This is a genomic window from Allobosea sp. 10L422 (assembly GCF_056395345.1).
This window is the reverse complement of sequence record NZ_JBFTJI010000005.1, coordinates 254480-274923: the sequence shown is the minus strand read 5'-3', so window position 1 is coordinate 274923 and position 20444 is coordinate 254480. Positions and strand designations below refer to the sequence as shown.

Below are 20444 nucleotides of genomic sequence, written 5' to 3'. Positions count from 1 at the left end.
GGCCGGGGGCTTGGCAATCCCGCCCCGCGCATGGCCGACATAACCGCGCCAAAGACAGGCAGCCCTCATCCTGAGGAGCGTCGCAGGCGCGTCTCGAAGGATGTTCGCGGAGGCTCCGGACCATCGGGAGCATCCTTCGATACGCCGCGGGCGCGGCGCCTCAGAATGAGGACTCGCACAGCTGGAGCGCCTTCCGCACCAGCGCCAGCGCGGCCGGGACGATTGACATCGCGGTACAGCGGGCTATCGCCGCCCGAGAGGACGAGCTGCCATGCAAGACTACATCCGCAAGATCATCGGAGCGCGCGTCTACGACGTCGCGATCGAGAGCCCGCTCGACCCGCTGCCGCGGCTTTCGGCCCGGATCGGCGGGCAGGCGCTGCTGAAGCGCGAGGATCTACAGCCCGTCTTCTCGTTCAAGCTGCGCGGCGCCTACAACAAGATGGCCGGCCTCTCGACCGAGGAGGCCGAGCGCGGCGTGATCTGCGCCTCGGCCGGCAATCACGCGCAGGGCGTGGCGCTGGCGGCGCGCAAGCTCGCCATGAAGGCGACCATCGTGATGCCGCGCACCACGCCCGACATCAAGGTGCAGGCGGTGCGCAGCCTCGGCGGGCGTGTCGTGCTGCATGGCGAGAATTTCGACGAAGCCTATGGCCATGCCCGCAAGCTCGAGGCCGAAAAGGGGCGGACCTTCGTCCACCCCTATGACGATCCGGACGTCATCGCCGGCCAGGGCACGGTCGGCATGGAAATCCTGCGCCAGCATCCCGATCCGATCGAGGCGATCTTCGTGCCGATCGGCGGCGGCGGGCTCGCGGCCGGCGTCGCGGTCTACGCCAAGTTCCTGCGGCCCGAGATCAAGGTGATCGGCGTCGAGCCGCAGGATGCCGCCTCCATGGCCGGCGCCATCGCGGCGGGCGAGCGCATCGTGCTCGATCAGGTCGGGCTCTTCGCCGACGGCGTCGCGGTGCGGCAGGCGGGCGAGGAAACATTCCGGCTCTGCCGCGAACTGCTCGACGAGGTCGTCACCGTCTCGACCGACGAGATCTGCGCGGCGGTGAAGGACATCTTCGAGGATACCCGCGCCATTGCCGAGCCTTCCGGTGCCGTCAGCCTCGCGGGGCTGAAGGCCTATGCGGCGCGTGGGGCCAAACGCGCCGGCGCGCTGATCGCGATCAATAGCGGCGCCAACATGAATTTCGACCGCTTGCGCCATATCGCCGAGCGGGCCGAGATCGGCGAGCATCGCGAAGCGCTGCTGGCGGTGACCATCCCCGAAAAGCCCGGCAGCTACCGCGCCTTCATTCAGTTGCTGGGCAGGCGCGCCATAACCGAGTTCAACTACCGCTATTCCGATCCCAAGGCGGCGCGCATCTTCGTCGGCGTGCAGCTGTCCGAGGGCGAGGCCGAGAAGCGCCAGATCATCGCGATGCTGGGCGAGCACGGCTATCCCGTGCTCGACATGAGCGACAACGAACTCGCCAAGCTGCATATCCGCTACATGGTCGGCGGCAAGGCGCCAGGGCTCGGCGACGAATTGCTGTTCCGGTTCCAATTCCCCGAACGGCCGGGCGCGCTGCTGAAATTCCTGAACAGCCTCTCGGCCGACTGGAACATCTCGCTGTTCCACTACCGCAACCACGGCGCCGATTACGGCCGCGTGCTCGCCGGCGTCCAGATACCTCTGGCCCAGCGCAGCCAACTGACCAAGCGGCTCGATGCGCTCGGCTACCCCTATTGGAGCGAGAGCGAAAACCCGGCCTATCTTTCCTTCCTGTCGGAGCGCACCGGTGCGGATTGATCACCAGGCCGCCGCCCTGCAGCCCTCATCCTGAGGAGCGCCGCAGGCGCATCTCGAAGGATGGTCCGGGAGGCTCCGGAACCATCTGGATCATCCTTCGATGCAGCCCTTCGGGCTTCCTCAGGATGAGGGCTGAGTGTTTACAACCGAGCTGTAAGGTCAGGGCATGACGCTCGAACAACTCCGCATCTTCGTCGCCGTCGCCGAGCGGGAGCATCTGACGCAAGGCGCCCGCGCCCTCAACCTCACGCAATCGGCCGTGAGTTCCGCGATCGCGACGCTGGAGGCGCGCTACGCGACCAAGCTGTTCGACAGGATCGGCCGGCGCATCGCGCTGACCGATGCCGGCCGCCTCTTTCTGACCGAGGCCCGCGCCGTGCTGACACGGGCAGCAGCAGCCGAAGCGGTGCTCTCCGATCTCTCGGGACTCGCCCGTGGCTCGCTCGCACTGATGGCGAGCCAGACCGTCGCGAATTACTGGCTGCCGCCGCTGATCCAGCGCTTTCGCCGGGAGCATCCCGGCATCACGGTCTCGCTTGCCATCGGCAACACCGAAACGGTGAGCGCCGCCATCCAGAACGGCGACGCCGATCTCGGCTTCATCGAAGGCGAGATCGACGATCCGGCCCTCGCCATGACCGCGGTGGCGGAGGACGAACTCGTCATCATCGTTCCGGCCGGTCATCCCTGGGCGCAGACGCCTCCCTCACCCGCTGAACTCAAGCAGGGCGCCTGGGTGCTGCGCGAGCCCGGCTCCGGCACGCGCGCCATGTTCGAGGCGGCGCTGCCGGGGCTCGGCCTTGTCGCGACGGACCTTGCTGTCGCGCTCGAACTGCCGTCGAACGAAGCGATCTGCGCCGCGGTCGCCGCCGGTGCGGGCACCACCGCGATCTCGCGGCTCGTCGCCGCCAATGCCATCGCGGCAGGGCGCCTCGTCACGGTCGCGCTGCCATTGCCGAAGCGCCGCTTCCTCGCGCTGCGCCACAAGGAACGCTACCTCGCCAAGGCGGCAGCAGCCTTTCTCGCGCTGGCTGAAAACAACAAGCACTGAACGTCCTCGCGCTGCCCCGCCACCGCGGCGCGGTTGACAATGATGAAATGTTATAATGTAACAAATTTTCATTCATCAGACCGGACTTCCTCCGATGGCTTCGTCTCCCCTCCTCGTCGACCGGCGCCTGCCGGTCACCGTCCTCTCCGGCTTTCTCGGCGCCGGCAAGACCACGCTGCTCAACCACATCCTCAACAACCGCGAGGGCCGGCGCGTCGCCGTCATCGTCAACGACATGAGCGAGGTGAATATCGACGCCGATCTCGTGCGCGAGGGCGGCGCCGACCTCTCCAAGACCGAGGAGAGCCTGGTCGAGATGAGCAATGGCTGCATCTGCTGCACGCTGCGCGACGACCTGCTGACCGAAGTGCGCCGCCTCGCCGAGGAGCGGAAATTCGACTACCTGCTGATCGAGGGAACCGGCATAGCCGAGCCGCTGCCGATCGCCGCGACCTTCTCCTTCCGCGACGAGGAAGACCGCTCGCTCGACGATGTCGCCCGCCTCGACACCATGGCGACGGTGGTCGACGCACTGAACCTCCTCGAGGATTACGACAGCCGCGACTTCCTCGGCGACCGCGGCGAGACGGCCGGCGACGGCGACGAACGGACGCTGGTCGATCTGCTCGTCGAACAGATCGAGTTCGCCGATGTCGTGGTGATCAACAAGGCCGGCGAGGTTTCACTCGAGGAGCTGGACAAGGTCAGGCAGGTGGTGCGTGGCCTCAATGCCGACGCCCGCATCGTCGAGGCCGATTTCGGCCGCGTTCCGCCCGACCGGCTGCTCGATACCAAGCTCTACAGCGAGGAGAAGGCGCAGACCCATCCGCTCTGGCACAAGGAGCTCTACGGCTTCCGCGACCATGAGCCCGAGACCGAGGAATATGGCATTCGCTCCTTCGTCTACCGGGCGCGACGGCCGTTCCATCCGGCGAAACTGCACGGCTTCATGGGCAGGCGCCTGCCCGGCGTGATCCGGGCCAAGGGCCATTTCTGGCTGGCGAGCCGGCCACACTGGGTTGGCGAATACTCATTGGCCGGGCGCATCACCCGCACAGAGGGCATGGGGCGCTGGTGGGCGTCAGTGCCCAGGGAGCGCTGGCCCCGCTCGGAGGAATTCCAATCCTTGATGAACAAGCACTGGTCGCCGACATGGGGCGACCGGCGCCAGGAGATGGTGTTCATCGGCGGCCTCGAGATGGACGAGGCGGCGATCCGCACCGAACTCGATTCCTGCCTGACCGGGAGCCCCAGCACAGGGCTGACGCAGGCGCTGCTCGGGCTCGAAGACCCGTTCCCGCGCTGGGAGCGGGACGCGGCGTAAGTCCAAACGTCGCTGTCATCCCGGACGGAGCTAAGCGGAGATCCGGGATCCATGCCTGAACCTCTTGTGGAAGCGCTCTGGCATGGATCCCGGGTTCAAGCCCGGGATGACGACGTGGTTACAGCGACCACCACCAAGCCGGATGGCCTCACGCCGCCGCGACGGCGCTAGGCGCGGCGCGCATCAGCATGCCGAAGAGATCGCGCGGATCGTCGGGGTCCGCGATCAGGTCGAGATCGACATAGGTGCCGGCCTCGCGGATGCGTTCGTGGACATAGCGCAGCGCCGAAAAATCCTCGATGGCGAAGCCGACCGAGTCGAACAGCGTGATCTGGCTGGCATCGGTGCGGCCCGCCGCCGCCCCAGTGATGACCTTCCAGAGCTCCTCGACCGGATGGTCGGCGTCGAGCTGCTGGATATCGCCCTCGATGCGGGTCTGCGGCGGGTATTCGACGAAGATCGAGGAGCGCAGCAGCACGTCGCGGTGAATCTCGGTCTTGCCGGGGCAGTCTCCGCCGACCGCGTTGATGTGGACGCCGGCGCCGACCATGTTGTCGGTCAGGATCGTCGCATATTGCTTGTCGGCGGTGACGGTGGTGACGATCTCGGCGCCCTCGACCGCTTCCATCGCCGTGGCGCAGCGCGTGATCCTGAAACCGTGGCGCGCGAGGTTGCGGGCGCATTTCTCGGTCGCGGCGGGATCGACGTCATAGAGCCGCAGATTTTCGATGCCGAGCAGGGCGCGGAAGGCGAAGGCCTGGAATTCCGACTGGGCGCCATTGCCGATGATCGCCATCGTCGCCGCGTTCTTGGGCGCAAGGTGCTTGGCCGCGACGGCTGACATCGCCGCCGTGCGCAGCGCGGTCAGGAAGGTCATCTCCGAGAGCAGGACGGGATAGCCCGTCGCGACATCCGAGAGCAGGCCGAAGGCGGTGACGGTCTGGAGACCAGCCTTCATGTTCTTGGGGTGGCCGTTGACGTATTTGAAGCCGTAGAGCTTGCCGTCGCTGGTCGGCATCAGCTCGATCACGCCTTCGAGGCTGTGGGAGGCGATGCGCGGCGTCTTGTCGAAGATCTCCCAGCGCCGGAAATCGTCCTCGATATAGGCGGCGATGTCGGCCAGCATCCGCTCGATGCCGATCGCATGGACCAGCTTCATCATGTGGTCGACGCTGACGAAAGGCACGACGTTGAGCTGCTGAATCATGGGTCCCCGCGCTGTTCTCGTTGAAGGGGCCATTGTCCTCGTTTTCGGCGGCAGCCGAAAGAAGCCAGAATGATCCTATCGGCGCCGATATTGATCGAAACGGCAAACAGAATTATCCATTTCGGGCGATGGACGATCTAGACCGCAAGCTCATCACCCTGCTGCGTCATGACGGGCGCCGCAGCATCTCGGACCTCGCGGCCGATCTCGGCCTGACGCGGGCGACCGTGCGCGCACGGCTGGAAAAGCTGGAGCAGTCCGGCGAGATCATCGGCTTCACCGTGATCCTGCGCTCGGACGCGATCGATCTGCCGGTGCGCGGCATCACCATGATCGAGATCGCCGGCCAGGCCGCGGATTCGGTGATCGACGCGCTCTCCGGCTTCACCGAGGTCTCCAGCATTCACACCACCAACGGCAACTGGGACCTCGTGGTCGAGCTCGGCACCTCCGACCTGATCGCCTTCGACCAAGTGCTCCGGCGCATCCGCCTGATCCCCGGCGTCACCAACAGCGAGACCAGCCTGCTGCTGGCGACGCCGCGCAGCGTCAAGGCGCGGCTGTAGAAGTCAATCTGCGCGAACCACGCCGTCATCCCGGGCGGAGCAAAGCGTAGACCCGGGATCCATCGTAGGGCCCCCGCACTCTACGATGGATCCCGGATCGGCGCCGCTGGCGCGGCTTGTCCGGGATGACGCGGAGGGTTTGGCGGATGCCGAACGACACCGGTCGCCCCACAAGAAGCGCCGCTGCATGGCCGCCATCCGCAAATGCGACACGCTGCCCCGTGACAGGCACGCGCCGCCCCCCTAACGTGCGTCCCGTCAGACGAAAGCGTCGATGGCGGCCGGCGATGCATGATCGCGCAAGGCCGCCCGTTCACGTCCGACATCGACAGTTCCTTGCTTGGGGCATGGACCGCCGGTCGCTTCCCGGCCGGCTCCTCGCGCTTTGAGCCAAGACATGTTCAGGGAGATCAGACCATGGCGCATGAACTCGAATTCTATATCGATGGCCAGTGGGTGAAGCCGTCGGGCAATCGCACGCTCGGCGTGATCGACCCCTCGAACGAAGAAGCCTTCGCCACGATCGCGCTGGGCGAGCAGGCCGATGTCGACAAGGCCGTCGCCGCCGCCCGCGCCGCCTTCCCGGCCTTCGCGAAGACCTCCAAGGCCGAGCGCCTCGCCCTGATGCGCCGCCTCGCCGAGGCCTACAAGAAGCGCTACGACGACATCGCCAATGTCCTTTCGCGCGAGATGGGCGCGCCGAAGGAGCTGGCGCACCGGGCGCAGGCCGCGATGGGCACGGCCCATCTCGCCAAGATGATCGAGACCCTCGAAAACTTCGAGTTCGAGGAGCTGCGCGGTACCACCCTGATCGCCAAGGAGCCGATCGGCGTCGTCGGCATGATCACGCCGTGGAACTGGCCGCTCAACCAGATCATGTGCAAGGTCGCGCCGGCGCTGGCCGCCGGCTGCACGATGGTGCTGAAGCCCTCCGAGATCGCGCCGCTCAACGCGCTGATCTTCGCCGAGGCGATGGAGGAGGCCGGCGTGCCGAAGGGCGTGTTCAACCTCGTCAACGGCGACGGCCCGACGGTCGGCGAAGCCATCTCCCGGCATCCCGGCGTCGACATGGTTTCCTTCACCGGCTCGACCCGCGCCGGCATCCTCGTCGCCAAGGCGGCGGCGGATACGGTCAAGCGCGTGCATCAGGAGCTCGGCGGCAAGTCGGCCAACATCATCCTGGATGATGCCGATTTGAAGAAATCGGTGAAGCTCGGCGTCGAGAGCGTGATGCGCAACTCCGGCCAGTCCTGCAACGCGCCGACCCGGATGTTCGTGCCGGAGAAGCTGCATGAGGAAGCCCTCGCCATCGCCAAGCAGGTCGCCGAGCCGCTCAAGGTCGGGGCTCCCTCCGCGGACGGCGTCTTCCTCGGCCCGGTCGTCAGCGAGGTCCAGTACGAGAAGATCCAGCGCCTGATCGAGGCCGGCATCAAGGAAGGCGCGACGCTCGTCACCGGCGGCCCGGGCCGTCCGGAAGGACTGAACCGCGGCTATTATGTCCGCCCGACAGTGTTCGGCGCCGTCACCGACGAGATGACCATCGCGCGCGAGGAAATCTTCGGGCCCGTGCTCTCGATCCTGCCCTACAAGAGCGACGACGAGGTGGTGGAGCGCGCCAACGACACGCCCTACGGCCTTGCGGCCTATGTCCAGTCCGGYTCGCWGGAKCGCGCCCGCAAGGTYGCGKCSCAGATGCGCRSSGGCAATGTCTACATCAACTACCCGGCCTGGGAYGCKGGCGCSCCSTTCGGYGGCTACAAGCAGTCSGGCAAYGGCCGCGAATACGCCGATTTCGGCCTCGAGGAGTTCCTCGAGATCAAGGGCACGGTCGGTTACGCCGCGGCCTGATCGGTTCACCGCGTGTCTTTCCGGGGCGGGCCGTCAGGCCCGAGCCCGGAGCCCGTGAACACGCGGCTCCCGTCATGGTCGGGCTTGTCCCGACCATCCACGTCTTCGCTGGTCGAAAGCCTCTTTCAAGACGTGGATGCTCGCCACGAGGGCGAGCATGACGGCGTGGTTCCCATTGATGCGCCCGGTGGACGAAACGCCACCGGGCCTTCATTTTATGACCGATTCAATCGATTGAGAGGCAGAGGCCATGGTCAATTCCAACCGCTATGACGCGATGCGCTACAATCGCTGCGGCCGCAGCGGGCTGCAATTGCCGGCGCTGTCGCTCGGCCTCTGGCAGAATTTCGGCGAGACCGGTGCCCACGCCAATATGCGCGAGATCTGCCGCACGGCCTTCGATCTCGGCATCACCCATTTCGACCTCGCCAACAATTACGGGCCGCCGCCCGGTTCGGCCGAGACCGCCTTCGGCGAGATCCTGAAGCAGGATTTCGACGGGCTTCGCGACGAGCTGGTGATCTCGACCAAGGCCGGCTACCGGATGTGGCCGGGCCCCTATGGCGAATGGGGCAGCCGCAAATACCTGATCTCCAGCCTCGACCAGAGCCTGAAGCGGATGAAGCTCGACTATGTCGATATCTTCTATTCGCACCGCTTCGACCCGAACACGCCGCTGGAAGAGACGATGGGCGCGCTCGATGCCATCGTGCGCCAGGGCAAGGCGCTCTATGTCGGGCTTTCTTCCTACAACTCCAAGCGCACGCAGGAGGCGGTCGCGATCCTGCGCCGCCTCGGCACGCCCTGCCTGATCCATCAGCCGAGCTATTCAATGCTCAATCGCTGGATCGAGCAGGACGGTTTGCTCGACACGCTCGACGCGGAAGGGATCGGCTCGATCGTGTTCTCGCCGCTGGCGCAGGGCATGCTGACCGACAAGTACCTCAAGGGCGTGCCAGCCGGCAGCCGCGCCGACAAGAAGGCGCCCTCCTTCCGCGAGGGCTTCCTCAGCGAGGCCAATCTCAAGAGCATCGCGGCGCTGAACGAGATCGCGAGGGCGCGCGGCCAGAGCCTCGCCCAGATGGCGATCACCTGGGTGCTACGCGGCGGGCGCGTCACCTCGGCGCTGATCGGCGCGAGCCGGCCGGAGCAGGTGACGGACTGCGTCGCGGCGCTGAAGAACCCGGAATTTTCCGCCGAAGAGCTGGCGGCGATCGACAGGCACGCCGTCGAGGGCGGCGTCAATATCTGGGCAGCTTCGGCGGAACGGTGACGCTGCCCGTCATGCTCGGGCTTGACCCGAGCATCTCTTCGACCAGTGCGTCCCGAGATTCTCGGGTCGCCGCTGCGCGGCGCCCGAGAATGACGGCACGGCTCAATCCTCCTCCGCCACCGCCGCGATCGGCAGGGCGCTAGAGCGCTTCACCTGCCCCAGCGCGAAGCTCGATTCGATCGAGGCGACGCCATCGAGGCGAGTAAGCTTGTCCTTGAGGAAGCGCTCATAGGCTGGCAGATCGCGCACCACGATGCGCAGGAGATAGTCACGCTGGCCGGTCATCAGATAGCAGTCGACCACCTCGGGCCAGCGCGCCACGGCTTGCGAGAAGCGGTCGAGCTCGTCCTCGCGCTGGCGCTCCAGCTTGATCGAGACGAAGACGCTGATCGGCAGCCCGACCTTGGTCTGGTCGATGATCGCCGCGTAGCCCTGGATGACGCCGGCTTCCTCCAGCATGCGGATGCGGCGCGCGCAGGGCGAAGCCGAGAGGCCGATCCGCTGGGCGAGGTCCTGCACCGAAAGGCGCGAATTGATCTGCAGTTCCGCGATGATCTTGCGGTCGAGCGCATCGAGGCGCAGGCGTGCCATTCCCTGTCTCCGGTCCCGGCTGACTTGGCTCTCTTACAGGAGCGGCTGCTGGCTACCATCTGCATCGCGGCGGTGCCAGACGGCAGCAACGACATGCCACTGGCGCGGATGGGCCGTCCGCGCTATGCGATACCTACAATCGCGGGAATGTATGGAATTGGTTCGGGCGAAGGCCGCTAGCGACGAAGCGCTCCACTGGGTCGGCCGGCTCGACCCGGCGGCAGGACCGCGCTACCTCCAGATCGTCGCACAGCTCGAGCGGGCGGTTGCAGACGGGCTGCTCAGGCCGGGCGACCGTCTGCCACCGCAGCGCCGGCTGGCCGAACATCTCGCGGTCGATCTCACCACGGTCACGCGCGCCTTCGGCGAGGCTCGCGAGCGCGGCCTGACCGACGCTGTGACGGGGCGCGGCTCCTTCATCTCCGCGCGGCAGGAGCAGAAAGGGCCGCCGCTCGACCTCAGCATGACGATCCCGCCCGCCCCCAAGGGCCTGCGGCTGGGCGAGCTGATGCAACGCGGCATTGCCGAAATCCTGGCGCGCAGCGATGCCGACCAACTGATGAACTATCATGGCGGCGCGGGATCGCTGGCCGAGCGCGCGGCCGGAGCGGCCTGGCTCGCGCCGCTCATGGGCTCAATCGCGCCGCTGCGGATCGCCGTGGTGCCGGGCGCCCAGCCCGGGCTCAACGCGCTGCTCTCGCTGCTGGCCCGGCCCGGCGAAACGATCCTGATGGAACCCCTCGCCTATCCCGGCCTGATCGGCGCGGCGCGGCAGCGTGCTCTCTCCATGGTGCCCGTGACCAGCGACGCGGATGGACCGCTGCCGGACGCACTGGACGAAGCTGCCGCCCGTCTTGGCGCGCGACTGTTCGCGCTGACGCCGACGCTGCAGAATCCGACCTGCATCACGCTGTCCGAACGGCGGCGGCGGGACCTCGTCGCGGTAGCCCGACGGCGTGACCTCATCCTGATCGAGGACGATCCCTACAGCCTGCTCGCCGGCGATGCGCCCGCGCCGCTGGCCGCGCTGGCACCCGAGCGGACATGGCATGTCGCAACCTTGTCGAAGGTGCTGACGCCCGGCCTGCGCACGGCCTTCGTCGTCATGCCGGAGCGAGCCGACGGCGCTCCGTTCCTCGCCGCCCTGCGCGCGACGGCGCTGATGCCCCCGCCTCTGATGACGGCGCTCGCCGCGCACTGGATCAGGATTGGCGCGGCCAAGGATCTGCTGGAGGGCGTCCGGCGCGAGGCAGCCGAGCGACAATTACTGGCGCGGGAAATCCTGCCGGAGACGATGCAGGGCCATCCGCATGCGCTGCATGTCTGGCAGACCTTGCCTGCCCATTGGGAGCGCAACAGCCTGATTGGGCGCGCCCGCGTCGCCGGGCTCGGCGTGATGGCCGCCGATGCGTTCAGCACGGACGGCGCGGCGCCGGACGCGATCCGGATCGCGCTCGGTGCGATACCGGAGCGGGCGAGGCTGGCGGAGGCACTGAGCCTTCTCGCCGGCCTGATCCGCGACGGTGGGCAAGCCGGGCGCTGAGCGCCCGATCAGCTCAGTTGGAGGCGACCGGCTTGTCCTGCGGAGCCGGGCGGGCGAGCCGGCCTTCCTCGGCCTTGTGGAAGAACTGCGAGGCGACAAGCCAGCCCTTGAGCGGCTGGAGCGGTGGAATGCAGGTCAGCAGGATCAGCGGCAGCGTCGTGACGAGATGCACCCAGGTCGGCGGGTTGTAGGTCAGTTCCAGCCAGAGCGGAAAAGCCGCGGCCGGAATGCAGACGAACATCATCACGAAGAAGGCCGGTCCGTCGGCCGGGTCGGCGAAGGAATAATCCAGGCCGCAGACCTCGCATTTCGGCTTCAGCTTCAGGAAGCCCTCGAACATCTTGCCCTGTCCGCAGCGCGGGCAGCGGCCGCGCAGGCCGGTCTGGAGCGGAGAAAGTGGCGGCCAATGCTCGCCGGACATGGGATGTCTCCTCGGGACGGCGCCGTTCGATCGGCGTCGCCTTTCAGATCTTCTTCGATGAAGACAATGTCAAGATTGTATGCATCTTAGCTGACTGCCTGCGCGGATCGGTCGCGGGATGGCGTGGTCTGTGAGAACCAAGAACCAGTGATTGCGGCGCTCGCCTTAGCGAAGAGCCCCGAAGGCCGAGACCAATGCAGAGCGTCATTCTCGGGCTTGACCCGAGAATCTCTGGCAGGTGAGGCACAAAAGCCTCCTCCGGCAGGAGATGCTCGGGTCAAGCCCGAGCATGACGGCGGGGCGCTCCGGAATGGATCCCGGCTCTGGGCTGCGCTCCGGCCGGGATGACCCGCGCCCTTTTAGGGAGAGGAGCGCCGGTCCCCTCAAATATGCAGCGCGTGTCCCAGCGCCTTCATCGCGGCCTCCGGAAAGGCCTCGCCCAGCGTCGGGTGGGCGTGGATCGTGCCGGCGATGTCCTGCAGGGTCGCCCCCATCTCGATCGCGAGCCCGAAAGCGGCCGAGAGCTCCGAAACGCCCTGCCCGACCGCCTGGATACCGAGCACCAGTTCGCTGCCGCCCTGCGCCACGACCCGCACGAAGCCAGCCTCGCCATGGCGGGTCATGGCCCGGCCATTGGCGGCGAAGGGGAACTGGCCGATCTTGAGCTCATGGCCGGCACGCTTGGCCTCCTCCGGCGAGAGGCCGACCGAGACGATCTCGGGATCGGTGAAGCAGATCGCCGCGATGCCGCGCTTGTCCCAGGCACGCGGCAGGCCGGCGATGATCTCCGCCACCATCTCGCCCTGCGCCATGGCGCGATGGGCCAGCATAGGCTCGCCGGTGACGTCGCCGATCGCATAGATGCCACGCATCGCCGTCTCACAGCGCTCGCCGATGCGGATGAAGCGGCCGTCCATGTCGAGGACGAGGTTTTCGAGGCCGAGATCGCCGGTGACCGGCTTGCGGCCGACCGTGACAAGAATCTTGTCGGCCGGCAGGCTGCGTTCGGTGCCATCGGCAGTCTCGATGCGCAGGCCATCGCCCTTCGCGGTTGGCCCGAGCGCCTTGGCGCCGGTGAGCACCTCGACGCCGAGCCCGGTCAGACGCTTCGCGACCGGGCCGGTCAACTCGGCATCGTAGAGCGGCAGGATCTTGTCCTGCGCCTCGACCACCGTGACCTTGCTGCCCATTCTGGCGAAGGCCGTTCCCAGCTCCAGCCCGATATAGCCGCCGCCGACCACGACGAAGCGCTTCGGCATTTCGGTCAACGCGAGTGCGCCGGTCGAAGAGATGACATTGCCGCCGAAAGGCAGGAAGGGCAGCTCGACTGGGACGGAACCGGTCGCGATGACGATGGCCTCGGCCTGGATCGTCTTCGGGCCGGTCTCGGTCTCGACCACGACGGTCTTGCCGTCGCGGAAACGCGCCTTGCCATGGACGATCTTGACCTTGGCCTTGCGCAGCAGGGCGGCGACGCCGTTGTTGAGGCGCTGGACGATGCCGTCCTTCCAGGCCACGGCCTGTTTCAGGTCGAGCTTCGGCTCGGCCGCGGTCAGGCCGAAAGGCGTCTTGCCGGCGGCGGCGTCAGCCGCCTTCTCGAATTCCTCGGCGACATGGATCATCGCCTTGGAGGGGATGCAGCCGACATTGAGGCAGCTGCCGCCGAGCTTGGTGCTCTCGACGATGACGGTGTCGACGCCGAGCTGGCCGGCGCGGATGGCGCAGACATAGCCGCCGGGGCCGGCACCGATGACGAGGAGCTTGCAGGTGATTTCTGTCATGGCACGCCCCTCAGATGTCCACGAAGAGCGTGGCCGGGTTCTCCAGCAGCTCCTTCAGCCGCTGCACGAAGACGGCGGCGTCCCAACCATCGATCACGCGATGGTCGAAGCTGGAGGAGAGGTTCATCATCTTGCGGGGCACGAAGGTAGTGCCGTCCCAGACCGGGCGCACGACCATCTTGTTGACGCCGACGATGGCGACCTCCGGGTAGTTGATCACCGGCGTCGTCGCGATGCCGCCGAGCGCGCCGAGCGAGGTGATGGTGATGGTCGAGCCGGTCAGTTCGTCGCGCGTCGCGTTGCCCTGCCGGCCGCGCTCGGCGAGGCGGGCGAGCTCGATGCCGCAGCCCCAGAGGTCTCGCGCCTCGGCATGCTTCACCACCGGCACGATCAGGCCGGTCGGCGTCTGCGTGGCGATGCCGATATTGATCGCGGCATGCTGGCGCACGATGCCGGCATCGTCGTCATAGAGCGCGTTCAGCGCCGGCTGCTCGGCGAGCGCCTTGACCATGGCGCGCATCAGGAAGGGCAGCAGCGTCAACTTCGGCCGCTCGGGCGTCGGCTTCTTGTTCAGCGTCGCGCGCAAATCCTCCAGCGGCGAGACATTGATCTCCTCGACAATGGTGATGTGCGGGATGCGCGCCTTCGACAGCGCCATCTTCTCGGCGATGCGGCGGCGCAGGCCGACGATTTTGACCTCGGTGACGGCGCTCTGCTCGACGAGCCCGCCGCCCCGGACCGGCTCCGGCCCGCGCAGCAGGAAGGCGTCGATATCCTCATGGGTGATGCGGCCGGCTGGGCCGGTGCCCGGCACCTGGCGCAGGTCGACGCCGGCCTCACGCGCCTTCAGACGCACGGCCGGCGACGCCAGCGGCTTCTCGCCCGGAGCGCGGCGCTGGGCGGGGGCTGCGTCGGCGCGCATGGGCTTGGGAGCCGGCGGAGGCGGAGCAGCCGGCTTGGCTGGAACAGCCGACGCGGCTGGCTTTTCGGCCTTGGGCGGAGCAGCGACAGGAGCCGGAGCCGGCTTCTCGGCGGGCGCTTCTTCCGCGGGTTCCTCTGCCGCGGCACCCGCGCCCGCGACCCTCAGCTTCACGATGGCCGAGCCGATCGCGACGGTGTCGCCGACCTCGGCTCCGACCCAGGTCACCTCGCCCTCGACCGGCGAGGGAATCTCCACCGTCGCCTTGTCGGTCATCACGGCAGCGAGCAGATCGTCCTCGCGGACGATGTCGCCAACCTTGACGTGCCACTCGACCAGCTCCGCCTCGGCGATGCCTTCGCCGACATCCGGCAGCTTGATGATGCGCTCGCCCATCAGCGTGCCTCCATGATATCTAGCAGCGCCTGTCCGAGGCGGGCGGGGCCGGGGAAATAGTCCCATTCCTGCGCATGCGGATAGGGCGTATCCCAACCGGTGACGCGCATCACCGGCGCCTCCAGATGGTAGAAGCAGTGCTCCTGCACCAGTGCGACGAGTTCGCCGCCGAAGCCTGAGGTCAGCGTCGCCTCGTGCAGCACGATGCAGCGCCCGGTCTTCTCGACCGAGGCGACGATCGCTTCGAGATCGAGGGGAACGAGGGTGCGCAGGTCGATCACCTCGGCGTCGATACCGGTGTCCTCAGCCGCCGCCAGCGCGACATGGACCATGGTGCCATAGGCGAGGATGGTGACGGCATTGCCCTCGCGCCGCGTCACCGCCTTGCCGAGCGGCACGATGTAGTGGCCTTCCGGCACCTCCGCGAGTTCATGCTTCGACCAGGCCGTGATCGGGCGGTCATGATGGCCGTCGAAGGGGCCGTTATAGAGCCGCTTCGGCTCCAGGAAGATCACCGGATCAGGGTCCTCGATCGCGGCGATCAGCAGGCCCTTGGCGTCGTAGGGATTGGACGGGACGATGGTCTTCAGGCCGGAGACATGGGTGAACAGCGCTTCCGGGCTCTGGCTATGGGTCTGGCCGCCGAAGATGCCGCCACCGGTCGGCATGCGGATCACCATCGGGCAGGTGAAATCGCCGGCCGAGCGGTAACGGAGGCGAGCGGCTTCCGAGACGATCTGGTCGTAGGCCGGGTACATGTAGTCGGCGAACTGGATCTCCACGCAGGGCTTGAGGCCATAGGCCGCCATGCCGATCGCGGTACCGACGATGCCGGCCTCGCTGATCGGCGCGTCGAAGCAGCGCGACACCCCGTATTTCTGCTGAAGCCCATGCGTGCAGCGGAAGACACCGCCGAAAAAGCCGACATCCTCGCCGAAGACCACGACATCGTCGTCGCGGCCCATGGAGACGTCCATGGCGGAGCGGATCGCCTCGATCATCGTCATCCTGGCCATGCTCAGCGGGCTCCGATGACGACGTTGCGGGCGTTGCAGGGCGTCATGCTCGGGCTTGAACCGAGCATCTCGGAAGCCAGAGCCTTCGCGTCCTGAGATTCTCGGGTCTGCGCTTCGCTTCGCCCGAGAATGACGCGGTGGAATTCGTCGCAAACCATCGTCACACCCCGATCTGCTGGCGCTGGCGGCGCAGATGCGGCGGCAGCTCGGCATAGACGTCCTCGAAGATGTCGCGCGCCGAAGGCTTGCCGCCGGAATGCAGCGTGCCGAAGCTCTCGGCCTCCTTCTGCGCGGCGATGACGGTGGCGAGGATCTCGGCCTCCGCCTGCTTGTGGCGCTCCTCCGTCCAGGCGCCGACCGCGATCAGGTGCTGCTTCAGCCGGATCAGCGGATCGCCCAGCGGCCAATCGTCGGATTCATGCTTGGGGCGGTAGGCGGAAGGATCGTCCGAGGTCGAATGGGCGCCGGCGCGGTAGGTGACGTATTCGACCAGCGTCGGGCCGAGATTGCGGCGGGCGCGCTCGATCGCCCATTGCGCGACCGCATAGACCGCAAGGTAGTCGTTACCGTCGACGCGCAGCGCCGGAATGCCGAAGCCGAGGCCGCGGGCCGCGAAGGTGCCGGAGCCGCCGCGGGCGATACCCTGGAAGGTCGAGATCGCCCACTGGTTGTTGACGACGTTGAGCACCACGGGCGCCTTGTAGGTCGAGGCGAAGACGAGCGCGGCGTGGAAATCCGATTCCGCGGTCGAGCCGTCGCCGATCCAGGCGGTGGCGATGCGGGTGTCCTGCTTGATTGCCGAGGCCATCGCCCAGCCGACGGCCTGGACGAACTGGGTGGCAAGATTGCCCGAGATCGAGAAGAAGCCGTGCTCCTTCGAGGAATACATGATCGGCAATTGCCGGCCGCGCAGCGGGTCGCGCTCATTCGAGTAGATCTGGTTCATCATGTAGACGAGCGGGTAGTCGTTCGCGATCAGCAGGCCCGCCTGGCGATAGGTCGGAAAATTCATGTCGCCGGGCTGGAGCGCGATGCGGAAGGCGCAGCTCACCGCCTCCTCGCCGGTGTGCTGCATGTAGAACGAGGTCTTGCCCTGGCGCTGCGCCATCTGCATGCGCCCGTCGAAGGTGCGCAGCGTCATCATGTGGCGCAGGCCCCGGATCAGGTCCTCATGCGAGAGATCGGGCACCCAGGGGCCAACCGCCTCGCCTTCGCGGTCGAGCACGCGGATGATCGAATAGGCGAGGTCGCGGATGTCCTTGGGATCGACATCAACAGGCGGGCGGGCGACGGAGCCCGCCTTCGGGATCACGACATGGGAGAAGTCCGGCTTCTCGCCGGGACGGCTCGCCGGTTTGGGGACATGGAACTGCAGTGGCTGGGTTGCCGCCGGCGCCTGGCCTGCCTTGTCGCTGCTCATGAGCGCCTCCATCCCTGTCGCCGCCAGCATTCCGCCTTCGCGCGCATCCCGCAAGCGCCTCTCGCGCCCGGCCGTGATGCAGCGGCGAACGCAGCCGGCGCTGCGATCGTTCCCCTTGCAACCAACGCTAGCGGTGCCGCCCCGGAGGTTCCTTCCGAATTTGCCGGCTTCGACAAAATCCGGCAGAAGATATTTCTGGAAGAATTACCCAACGCAGAATGATCCGCCGATGATTAAAAAGAGCCAGAACGGTCCTGCTCTGGATCTGATCGATCGCAAGATTCTCGCTGCGTTGCGGGATGACGGACGGCTGACGACGCAGGCACTGGCCGAGAAGGTCGGGCTCTCGCCCTCGCCCTGCTGGACGCGGGTGAAGCGGCTGGAGGAGTCCGGCGCGATCGAGAAATATGTCGCGCTGCTCGACCACAAGGCGCTCGGCTACAACAATATCGTCTTCGTCGAGATCACGCTCGACAAGCATGACGACAAGGTGCTCGACCAGTGTGGCGAAGCGCTGAGCCGCGCGCCGGAGGTGGTCGAGGCGCATCTCGTGACCGGCGAGTACGATTATCTCGCCAAGGTCGTGGTCAGCGGCACCGACCATTACGAGCGCTTCCTGCGCGGAACGATCTACCGCATCCCCGGCGTGCGCCAGACACGGACGACCTTCGGTCTCAGGGCGCTGAAGCGGACGCTGTCGGTCGATCCGTTGAAGGTTGTGGGGTGAGCGGTGTCGTCGATGACAGGCGCGGGGAACCCCTCTCCCGGATGGGAGAGGGGCAGGGGTGAGGGCCTGCCGCTGCTTGTTAAAACGGAGCGGTGCCGTTTCGCCCTCGGCGGTGAGCGCGGGCCCTCATCCGGCCCTCCGGGCCACCTTCTCCCATCCGGGAGAAGGAAACAGCGCCGCGGTACCAGAGCCCGACAGGCCTCTTACGCCAACATCTCCCGCACCAACGGCACGACCTTCTCGCCGTAGAGCCGGATGCACTCCATCGCCCGCTCGTGTTGCAGCGGCCCGGCGCTGTATTTGAGCTGGAATCGGGCGATGCCGAGCCCCTTGGCGGTCGCTGCGATCTTGCGCGCCACCGTCTCGGGCGAGCCGAGATAGAGCGAGCCACGCGCGACCTCCTGCTCGAAATCCTCCCGGCTCATCGGCGGCCAGCCGCGCTCGGCGCCGATGCGGTCGCGGTTTGCCTTGAAGGCCGGGAAGAACTCCTCCCTGGCCTGCTCGTCGGTCGCTGCGACATAGCCCGGCGAATGCACGCCGACCGGCTTCGCGGGCTTGCCGATCTGGCCATAAGCCCGATGGTAGAGATCGACATAGGGTTTGAAGCGCAGCGGATCGCCGCCGATGATGGCGAGCATCATCGGCAGGTCGTAGCGCGCCGCACGCGCGACCGATTCCGGGCTGCCGCCGACGCCGATCCAGGTCTTGAGCGGGCCATGCTCCACCGGCGGGTAGACGAGCTGATCCTTGAGCGGTGGGCGGATCGAGCCCTGCCAGGTCAGCGGTTCCTGCGGCAGCAGGCCGGCAAAGAGATCGAGCTTCTCCTCGAAGAGCTTCTCGTAATCGCGCAGGTCGAGACCGAAGAGCGGAAAAGACTCGGTGAAGGAGCCGCGCCCGAGGATGACCTCGGCGCGCCCGTTCGAGAGCGCATCGACCGTCGAGAAACGCTGGAAGACGCGGATCGGATCGTCCGAGCTCAGCACGGTGACGGCGGAACCGAGCTTGATGCGGCTGGTGCGCGTGGCCATGCCGGCCAGCACCGTCTCGGGCGAGGACACCGCGAAATCGGCGCGATGATGCTCGCCAACGCCGATGAAATCGATGCCGATCTTGTCAGCCAGGACGGCTTCCTCGACGAGATTGCGGATCACCTGCGCATGCGGCAGCGGCTTGCCGTCCGCCCCGTTGGTGACGTCGCCGAAGGTGTCGAGTCCGAATTCCAGGTCCTGTGCCATGATCATCCCGAGGCCGCGACGCGACCCTTTGCCTGCCGGCCATCCCGGCCTGAGGGAGTTAGGATCGAGATTGCCGCAGCGCAATTCTCCAGGCGTTGCCCCGGCAGCAACAGGCTGTTTGCACGGATGCAACCGCCGCGCTTGCATCGCCCGCGCAAGCTGCCGATGCTCGGGCGCGCGGCGCTCTCCGCCGCTTCCGAAACGACACCATGATCATTCGCCAGTTAGTCTATCTCGATGCGCTCGCCCGCGAGAAGCATTTCCGCCGCGCGGCCGAGGCCTGCCATGTCTCGCAGCCGACGCTTTCGGCCGCGATCGTGCAGCTGGAGGAAGAACTCGGCGTGATGATCGTCGAGCGCGGCCGGCGCTTCCAGGGCTTCACCAAGGAAGGCGAGGTCGTGCTCGCCCATGCCAGGCGCATCCTGGCCGAAGCCGAGGTGATGAAGGATTCGATCGCCGAACTGCGCGAGGGCGTCTCCGGCCGCATCCGGCTGGGCGCGATCCCGACCGCGCTGCCGATGATCGCGCATATCACCGCGCCCTTCTCGGATCGCTACCCGGCGGTATCGCTCACGGTGCTCTCCCTGACTTCGCAGGAAATTCAACAGGGCATCGACGATTTCGAGCTCGATGTCGGGCTGACCTATCTCGACAACGAACCGCTCGACCGGGTGATCTCCAAGCCGATCTATCAGGAATCATATGTGCTGCTGACGCGCGAGGACGGGCCGCTGGGCGCGCGCGACACCATCACCTGGGCCGAGGCGGCCGAGCATAAGCTCTGCCTGCTCACCGGCGACATGCAGAACCGGCGCATCATCGACGGCATCTTCCGCTCGGTCGGCACGGCGCCGCGCCCGGTCATCGAGACCAATTCGATCTTCAACCTGTGCTCCCATGCCGGCATTCAGGGCGTCGCCAGCATCGTCTCGCTGCAGTTGCTGGAATTCTTCGGCGTGCCGCTCGGCACCAGGGCGCTGTCGCTGGTCGAGCCCGAGGCGCAGCGCACGATCGGGCTGATCGTGGCGGACCGTCAGCCCGTCGCGCCACTCGCCCGCAACCTGCTGATGATGACGAAGCCGGTGACCGATGCGCGGCTGCCGCGGCGGCCCATCGTGCGATAGACCTAGCCTATCGTCTTAGAAGCACCGCAGCATTGTGCGGCGCAAAATTGCTTGGTTGCGAAATTTTTGGACCGCCGCGTCGGCTCGCTTGGCCGCGAGGCCCAGCAATCGCGCAGGTTTGATAGCTAAAAACTATCATGCAGTTGAAACAAACGATTTGAAATCATTCCAGGATACCCCACCTTTTCCGACAAGGAGCGC

17 protein-coding genes are annotated in these 20444 nt (G+C 66.7%); 9 read left to right on the top strand and 8 right to left on the bottom strand.

Annotated elements, in window-relative coordinates; translation table 11 throughout:
* The first annotated feature begins 271 nt into the window (after positions 1-271).
* The 3 genes from ilvA to AC1DEZ_RS13035 all read left to right on the top strand — a co-directional run bounded on the left by ilvA (position 272) and on the right by AC1DEZ_RS13035 (position 4176).
* On the top strand, positions 272-1801 hold the full coding sequence (gene ilvA, locus AC1DEZ_RS13045; protein WP_441509342.1) for a threonine ammonia-lyase, biosynthetic: 1530 nt from the start codon (positions 272-274) through the stop codon (positions 1799-1801).
* 166 nt (positions 1802-1967) lie between these two features.
* Complete coding sequence (locus AC1DEZ_RS13040; protein ID WP_441509343.1) at positions 1968-2852, top strand: LysR family transcriptional regulator; 885 nt, start codon at positions 1968-1970, stop codon at positions 2850-2852.
* A 94-nt stretch (positions 2853-2946) separates the two neighbouring features.
* Positions 2947-4176 (top strand): GTP-binding protein, encoded by a 1230-nt coding sequence (locus tag AC1DEZ_RS13035; RefSeq protein ID WP_441509344.1) that lies wholly within the window; start codon positions 2947-2949, stop codon positions 4174-4176.
* Positions 4177-4324: 148 nt separating this feature from the next.
* Here the strand turns inward: AC1DEZ_RS13035 and AC1DEZ_RS13030 are convergent, their stop codons facing one another.
* Positions 4325-5383 (bottom strand): ornithine cyclodeaminase, encoded by a 1059-nt coding sequence (locus AC1DEZ_RS13030; protein ID WP_441509345.1) that lies wholly within the window; start codon positions 5381-5383, stop codon positions 4325-4327.
* Positions 5384-5511: 128 nt separating this feature from the next.
* Between AC1DEZ_RS13030 and AC1DEZ_RS13025 the strand changes: the two genes are divergently transcribed.
* The 3 genes from AC1DEZ_RS13025 (at position 5512) to mgrA (ending at position 9070) form a co-directional block, all read left to right on the top strand.
* Positions 5512-5949 carry an Lrp/AsnC family transcriptional regulator gene (locus tag AC1DEZ_RS13025; protein ID WP_441509346.1) on the top strand — a complete coding sequence of 146 codons (438 nt, stop codon included), beginning with the start codon at positions 5512-5514 and terminating at the stop codon, positions 5947-5949.
* A 417-nt stretch (positions 5950-6366) separates the two neighbouring features.
* Entirely contained in the window at positions 6367-7797 is a 1431-nt protein-coding gene (locus AC1DEZ_RS13020; RefSeq protein ID WP_476779783.1) for an aldehyde dehydrogenase family protein, read from the top strand.
* A 250-nt stretch (positions 7798-8047) separates the two neighbouring features.
* The gene (gene mgrA / locus AC1DEZ_RS13015) at positions 8048-9070 is read left to right on the top strand and encodes an L-glyceraldehyde 3-phosphate reductase (protein WP_441509348.1); all 1023 of its coding nucleotides are present in this window, start codon (positions 8048-8050) and stop codon (positions 9068-9070) included.
* A 102-nt stretch (positions 9071-9172) separates the two neighbouring features.
* On the opposite strand, the gene AC1DEZ_RS13010 is transcribed toward mgrA, so the two are convergent.
* Positions 9173-9661 (bottom strand): Lrp/AsnC family transcriptional regulator, encoded by a 489-nt coding sequence (locus AC1DEZ_RS13010; protein ID WP_441509349.1) that lies wholly within the window; start codon positions 9659-9661, stop codon positions 9173-9175.
* 151 nt (positions 9662-9812) lie between these two features.
* On the opposite strand from AC1DEZ_RS13010, the gene AC1DEZ_RS13005 reads away from it, so the two are divergent.
* Positions 9813-11204, top strand: coding sequence for an aminotransferase-like domain-containing protein (locus AC1DEZ_RS13005; protein ID WP_441509350.1), 1392 nt, complete (start codon positions 9813-9815; stop codon positions 11202-11204).
* Positions 11205-11217: 13 nt separating this feature from the next.
* Here AC1DEZ_RS13005 and AC1DEZ_RS13000 read toward each other — a convergent pair whose 3' ends face one another.
* The 5 genes from AC1DEZ_RS13000 to AC1DEZ_RS12980 all read right to left on the bottom strand — a co-directional run bounded on the left by AC1DEZ_RS13000 (position 11218) and on the right by AC1DEZ_RS12980 (position 17157).
* On the bottom strand, positions 11218-11625 hold the full coding sequence (locus AC1DEZ_RS13000) for a DUF983 domain-containing protein (RefSeq protein WP_441509351.1): 408 nt from the start codon (positions 11623-11625) through the stop codon (positions 11218-11220).
* A gap of 383 nt (positions 11626-12008) precedes the next feature.
* Positions 12009-13406: a dihydrolipoyl dehydrogenase gene (lpdA, locus tag AC1DEZ_RS12995; RefSeq protein WP_441509352.1), complete on the bottom strand. Its 1398-nt coding sequence runs from the start codon at positions 13404-13406 to the stop codon at positions 12009-12011.
* 10 nt (positions 13407-13416) lie between these two features.
* Entirely contained in the window at positions 13417-14721 is a 1305-nt protein-coding gene (locus AC1DEZ_RS12990; RefSeq protein ID WP_441509353.1) for a dihydrolipoamide acetyltransferase family protein, read from the bottom strand.
* Positions 14721-15737 (bottom strand): alpha-ketoacid dehydrogenase subunit beta, encoded by a 1017-nt coding sequence (locus AC1DEZ_RS12985; RefSeq protein ID WP_441509354.1) that lies wholly within the window; start codon positions 15735-15737, stop codon positions 14721-14723. Before AC1DEZ_RS12985 ends, AC1DEZ_RS12990 begins: the two co-directional genes overlap by 1 nt.
* A 160-nt stretch (positions 15738-15897) precedes the next feature.
* The gene (locus AC1DEZ_RS12980; protein WP_441509355.1) at positions 15898-17157 is read right to left on the bottom strand and encodes a 3-methyl-2-oxobutanoate dehydrogenase (2-methylpropanoyl-transferring) subunit alpha; all 1260 of its coding nucleotides are present in this window, start codon (positions 17155-17157) and stop codon (positions 15898-15900) included.
* 229 nt (positions 17158-17386) lie between these two features.
* Between AC1DEZ_RS12980 and AC1DEZ_RS12975 the strand changes: the two genes are divergently transcribed.
* Positions 17387-17884: an Lrp/AsnC family transcriptional regulator gene (locus AC1DEZ_RS12975; protein WP_441509356.1), complete on the top strand. Its 498-nt coding sequence runs from the start codon at positions 17387-17389 to the stop codon at positions 17882-17884.
* Positions 17885-18087: 203 nt separating this feature from the next.
* On the opposite strand, the gene AC1DEZ_RS12970 is transcribed toward AC1DEZ_RS12975, so the two are convergent.
* On the bottom strand, positions 18088-19119 hold the full coding sequence (locus AC1DEZ_RS12970; RefSeq protein ID WP_441509357.1) for an LLM class flavin-dependent oxidoreductase: 1032 nt from the start codon (positions 19117-19119) through the stop codon (positions 18088-18090).
* Positions 19120-19328: 209 nt separating this feature from the next.
* Between AC1DEZ_RS12970 and AC1DEZ_RS12965 the strand changes: the two genes are divergently transcribed.
* Complete coding sequence (locus AC1DEZ_RS12965; RefSeq protein WP_441509358.1) at positions 19329-20243, top strand: LysR family transcriptional regulator; 915 nt, start codon at positions 19329-19331, stop codon at positions 20241-20243.
* Positions 20244-20444 lie beyond the last annotated feature (201 nt).

Coding starts and splice junctions, on each gene's coding strand:
- ilvA (WP_441509342.1), top strand. CDS start 272: ATGCAAGACTACATCCGCAAGATCATCGGAGCGCGCGTCTACGACGTC.
- AC1DEZ_RS13040 (WP_441509343.1), top strand. CDS start 1,968: ATGACGCTCGAACAACTCCGCATCTTCGTCGCCGTCGCCGAGCGGGAG.
- AC1DEZ_RS13035 (WP_441509344.1), top strand. CDS start 2,947: ATGGCTTCGTCTCCCCTCCTCGTCGACCGGCGCCTGCCGGTCACCGTC.
- AC1DEZ_RS13030 (WP_441509345.1), bottom strand. CDS start 5,383: ATGATTCAGCAGCTCAACGTCGTGCCTTTCGTCAGCGTCGACCACATG.
- AC1DEZ_RS13025 (WP_441509346.1), top strand. CDS start 5,512: ATGGACGATCTAGACCGCAAGCTCATCACCCTGCTGCGTCATGACGGG.
- mgrA (WP_441509348.1), top strand. CDS start 8,048: ATGGTCAATTCCAACCGCTATGACGCGATGCGCTACAATCGCTGCGGC.
- AC1DEZ_RS13010 (WP_441509349.1), bottom strand. CDS start 9,661: ATGGCACGCCTGCGCCTCGATGCGCTCGACCGCAAGATCATCGCGGAA.
- AC1DEZ_RS13005 (WP_441509350.1), top strand. CDS start 9,813: ATGGAATTGGTTCGGGCGAAGGCCGCTAGCGACGAAGCGCTCCACTGG.
- AC1DEZ_RS13000 (WP_441509351.1), bottom strand. CDS start 11,625: ATGTCCGGCGAGCATTGGCCGCCACTTTCTCCGCTCCAGACCGGCCTG.
- lpdA (WP_441509352.1), bottom strand. CDS start 13,406: ATGACAGAAATCACCTGCAAGCTCCTCGTCATCGGTGCCGGCCCCGGC.
- AC1DEZ_RS12990 (WP_441509353.1), bottom strand. CDS start 14,721: ATGGGCGAGCGCATCATCAAGCTGCCGGATGTCGGCGAAGGCATCGCC.
- AC1DEZ_RS12985 (WP_441509354.1), bottom strand. CDS start 15,737: ATGGCCAGGATGACGATGATCGAGGCGATCCGCTCCGCCATGGACGTC.
- AC1DEZ_RS12980 (WP_441509355.1), bottom strand. CDS start 17,157: ATGAGCAGCGACAAGGCAGGCCAGGCGCCGGCGGCAACCCAGCCACTG.
- AC1DEZ_RS12975 (WP_441509356.1), top strand. CDS start 17,387: ATGATTAAAAAGAGCCAGAACGGTCCTGCTCTGGATCTGATCGATCGC.
- AC1DEZ_RS12970 (WP_441509357.1), bottom strand. CDS start 19,119: ATGGCACAGGACCTGGAATTCGGACTCGACACCTTCGGCGACGTCACC.
- AC1DEZ_RS12965 (WP_441509358.1), top strand. CDS start 19,329: ATGATCATTCGCCAGTTAGTCTATCTCGATGCGCTCGCCCGCGAGAAG.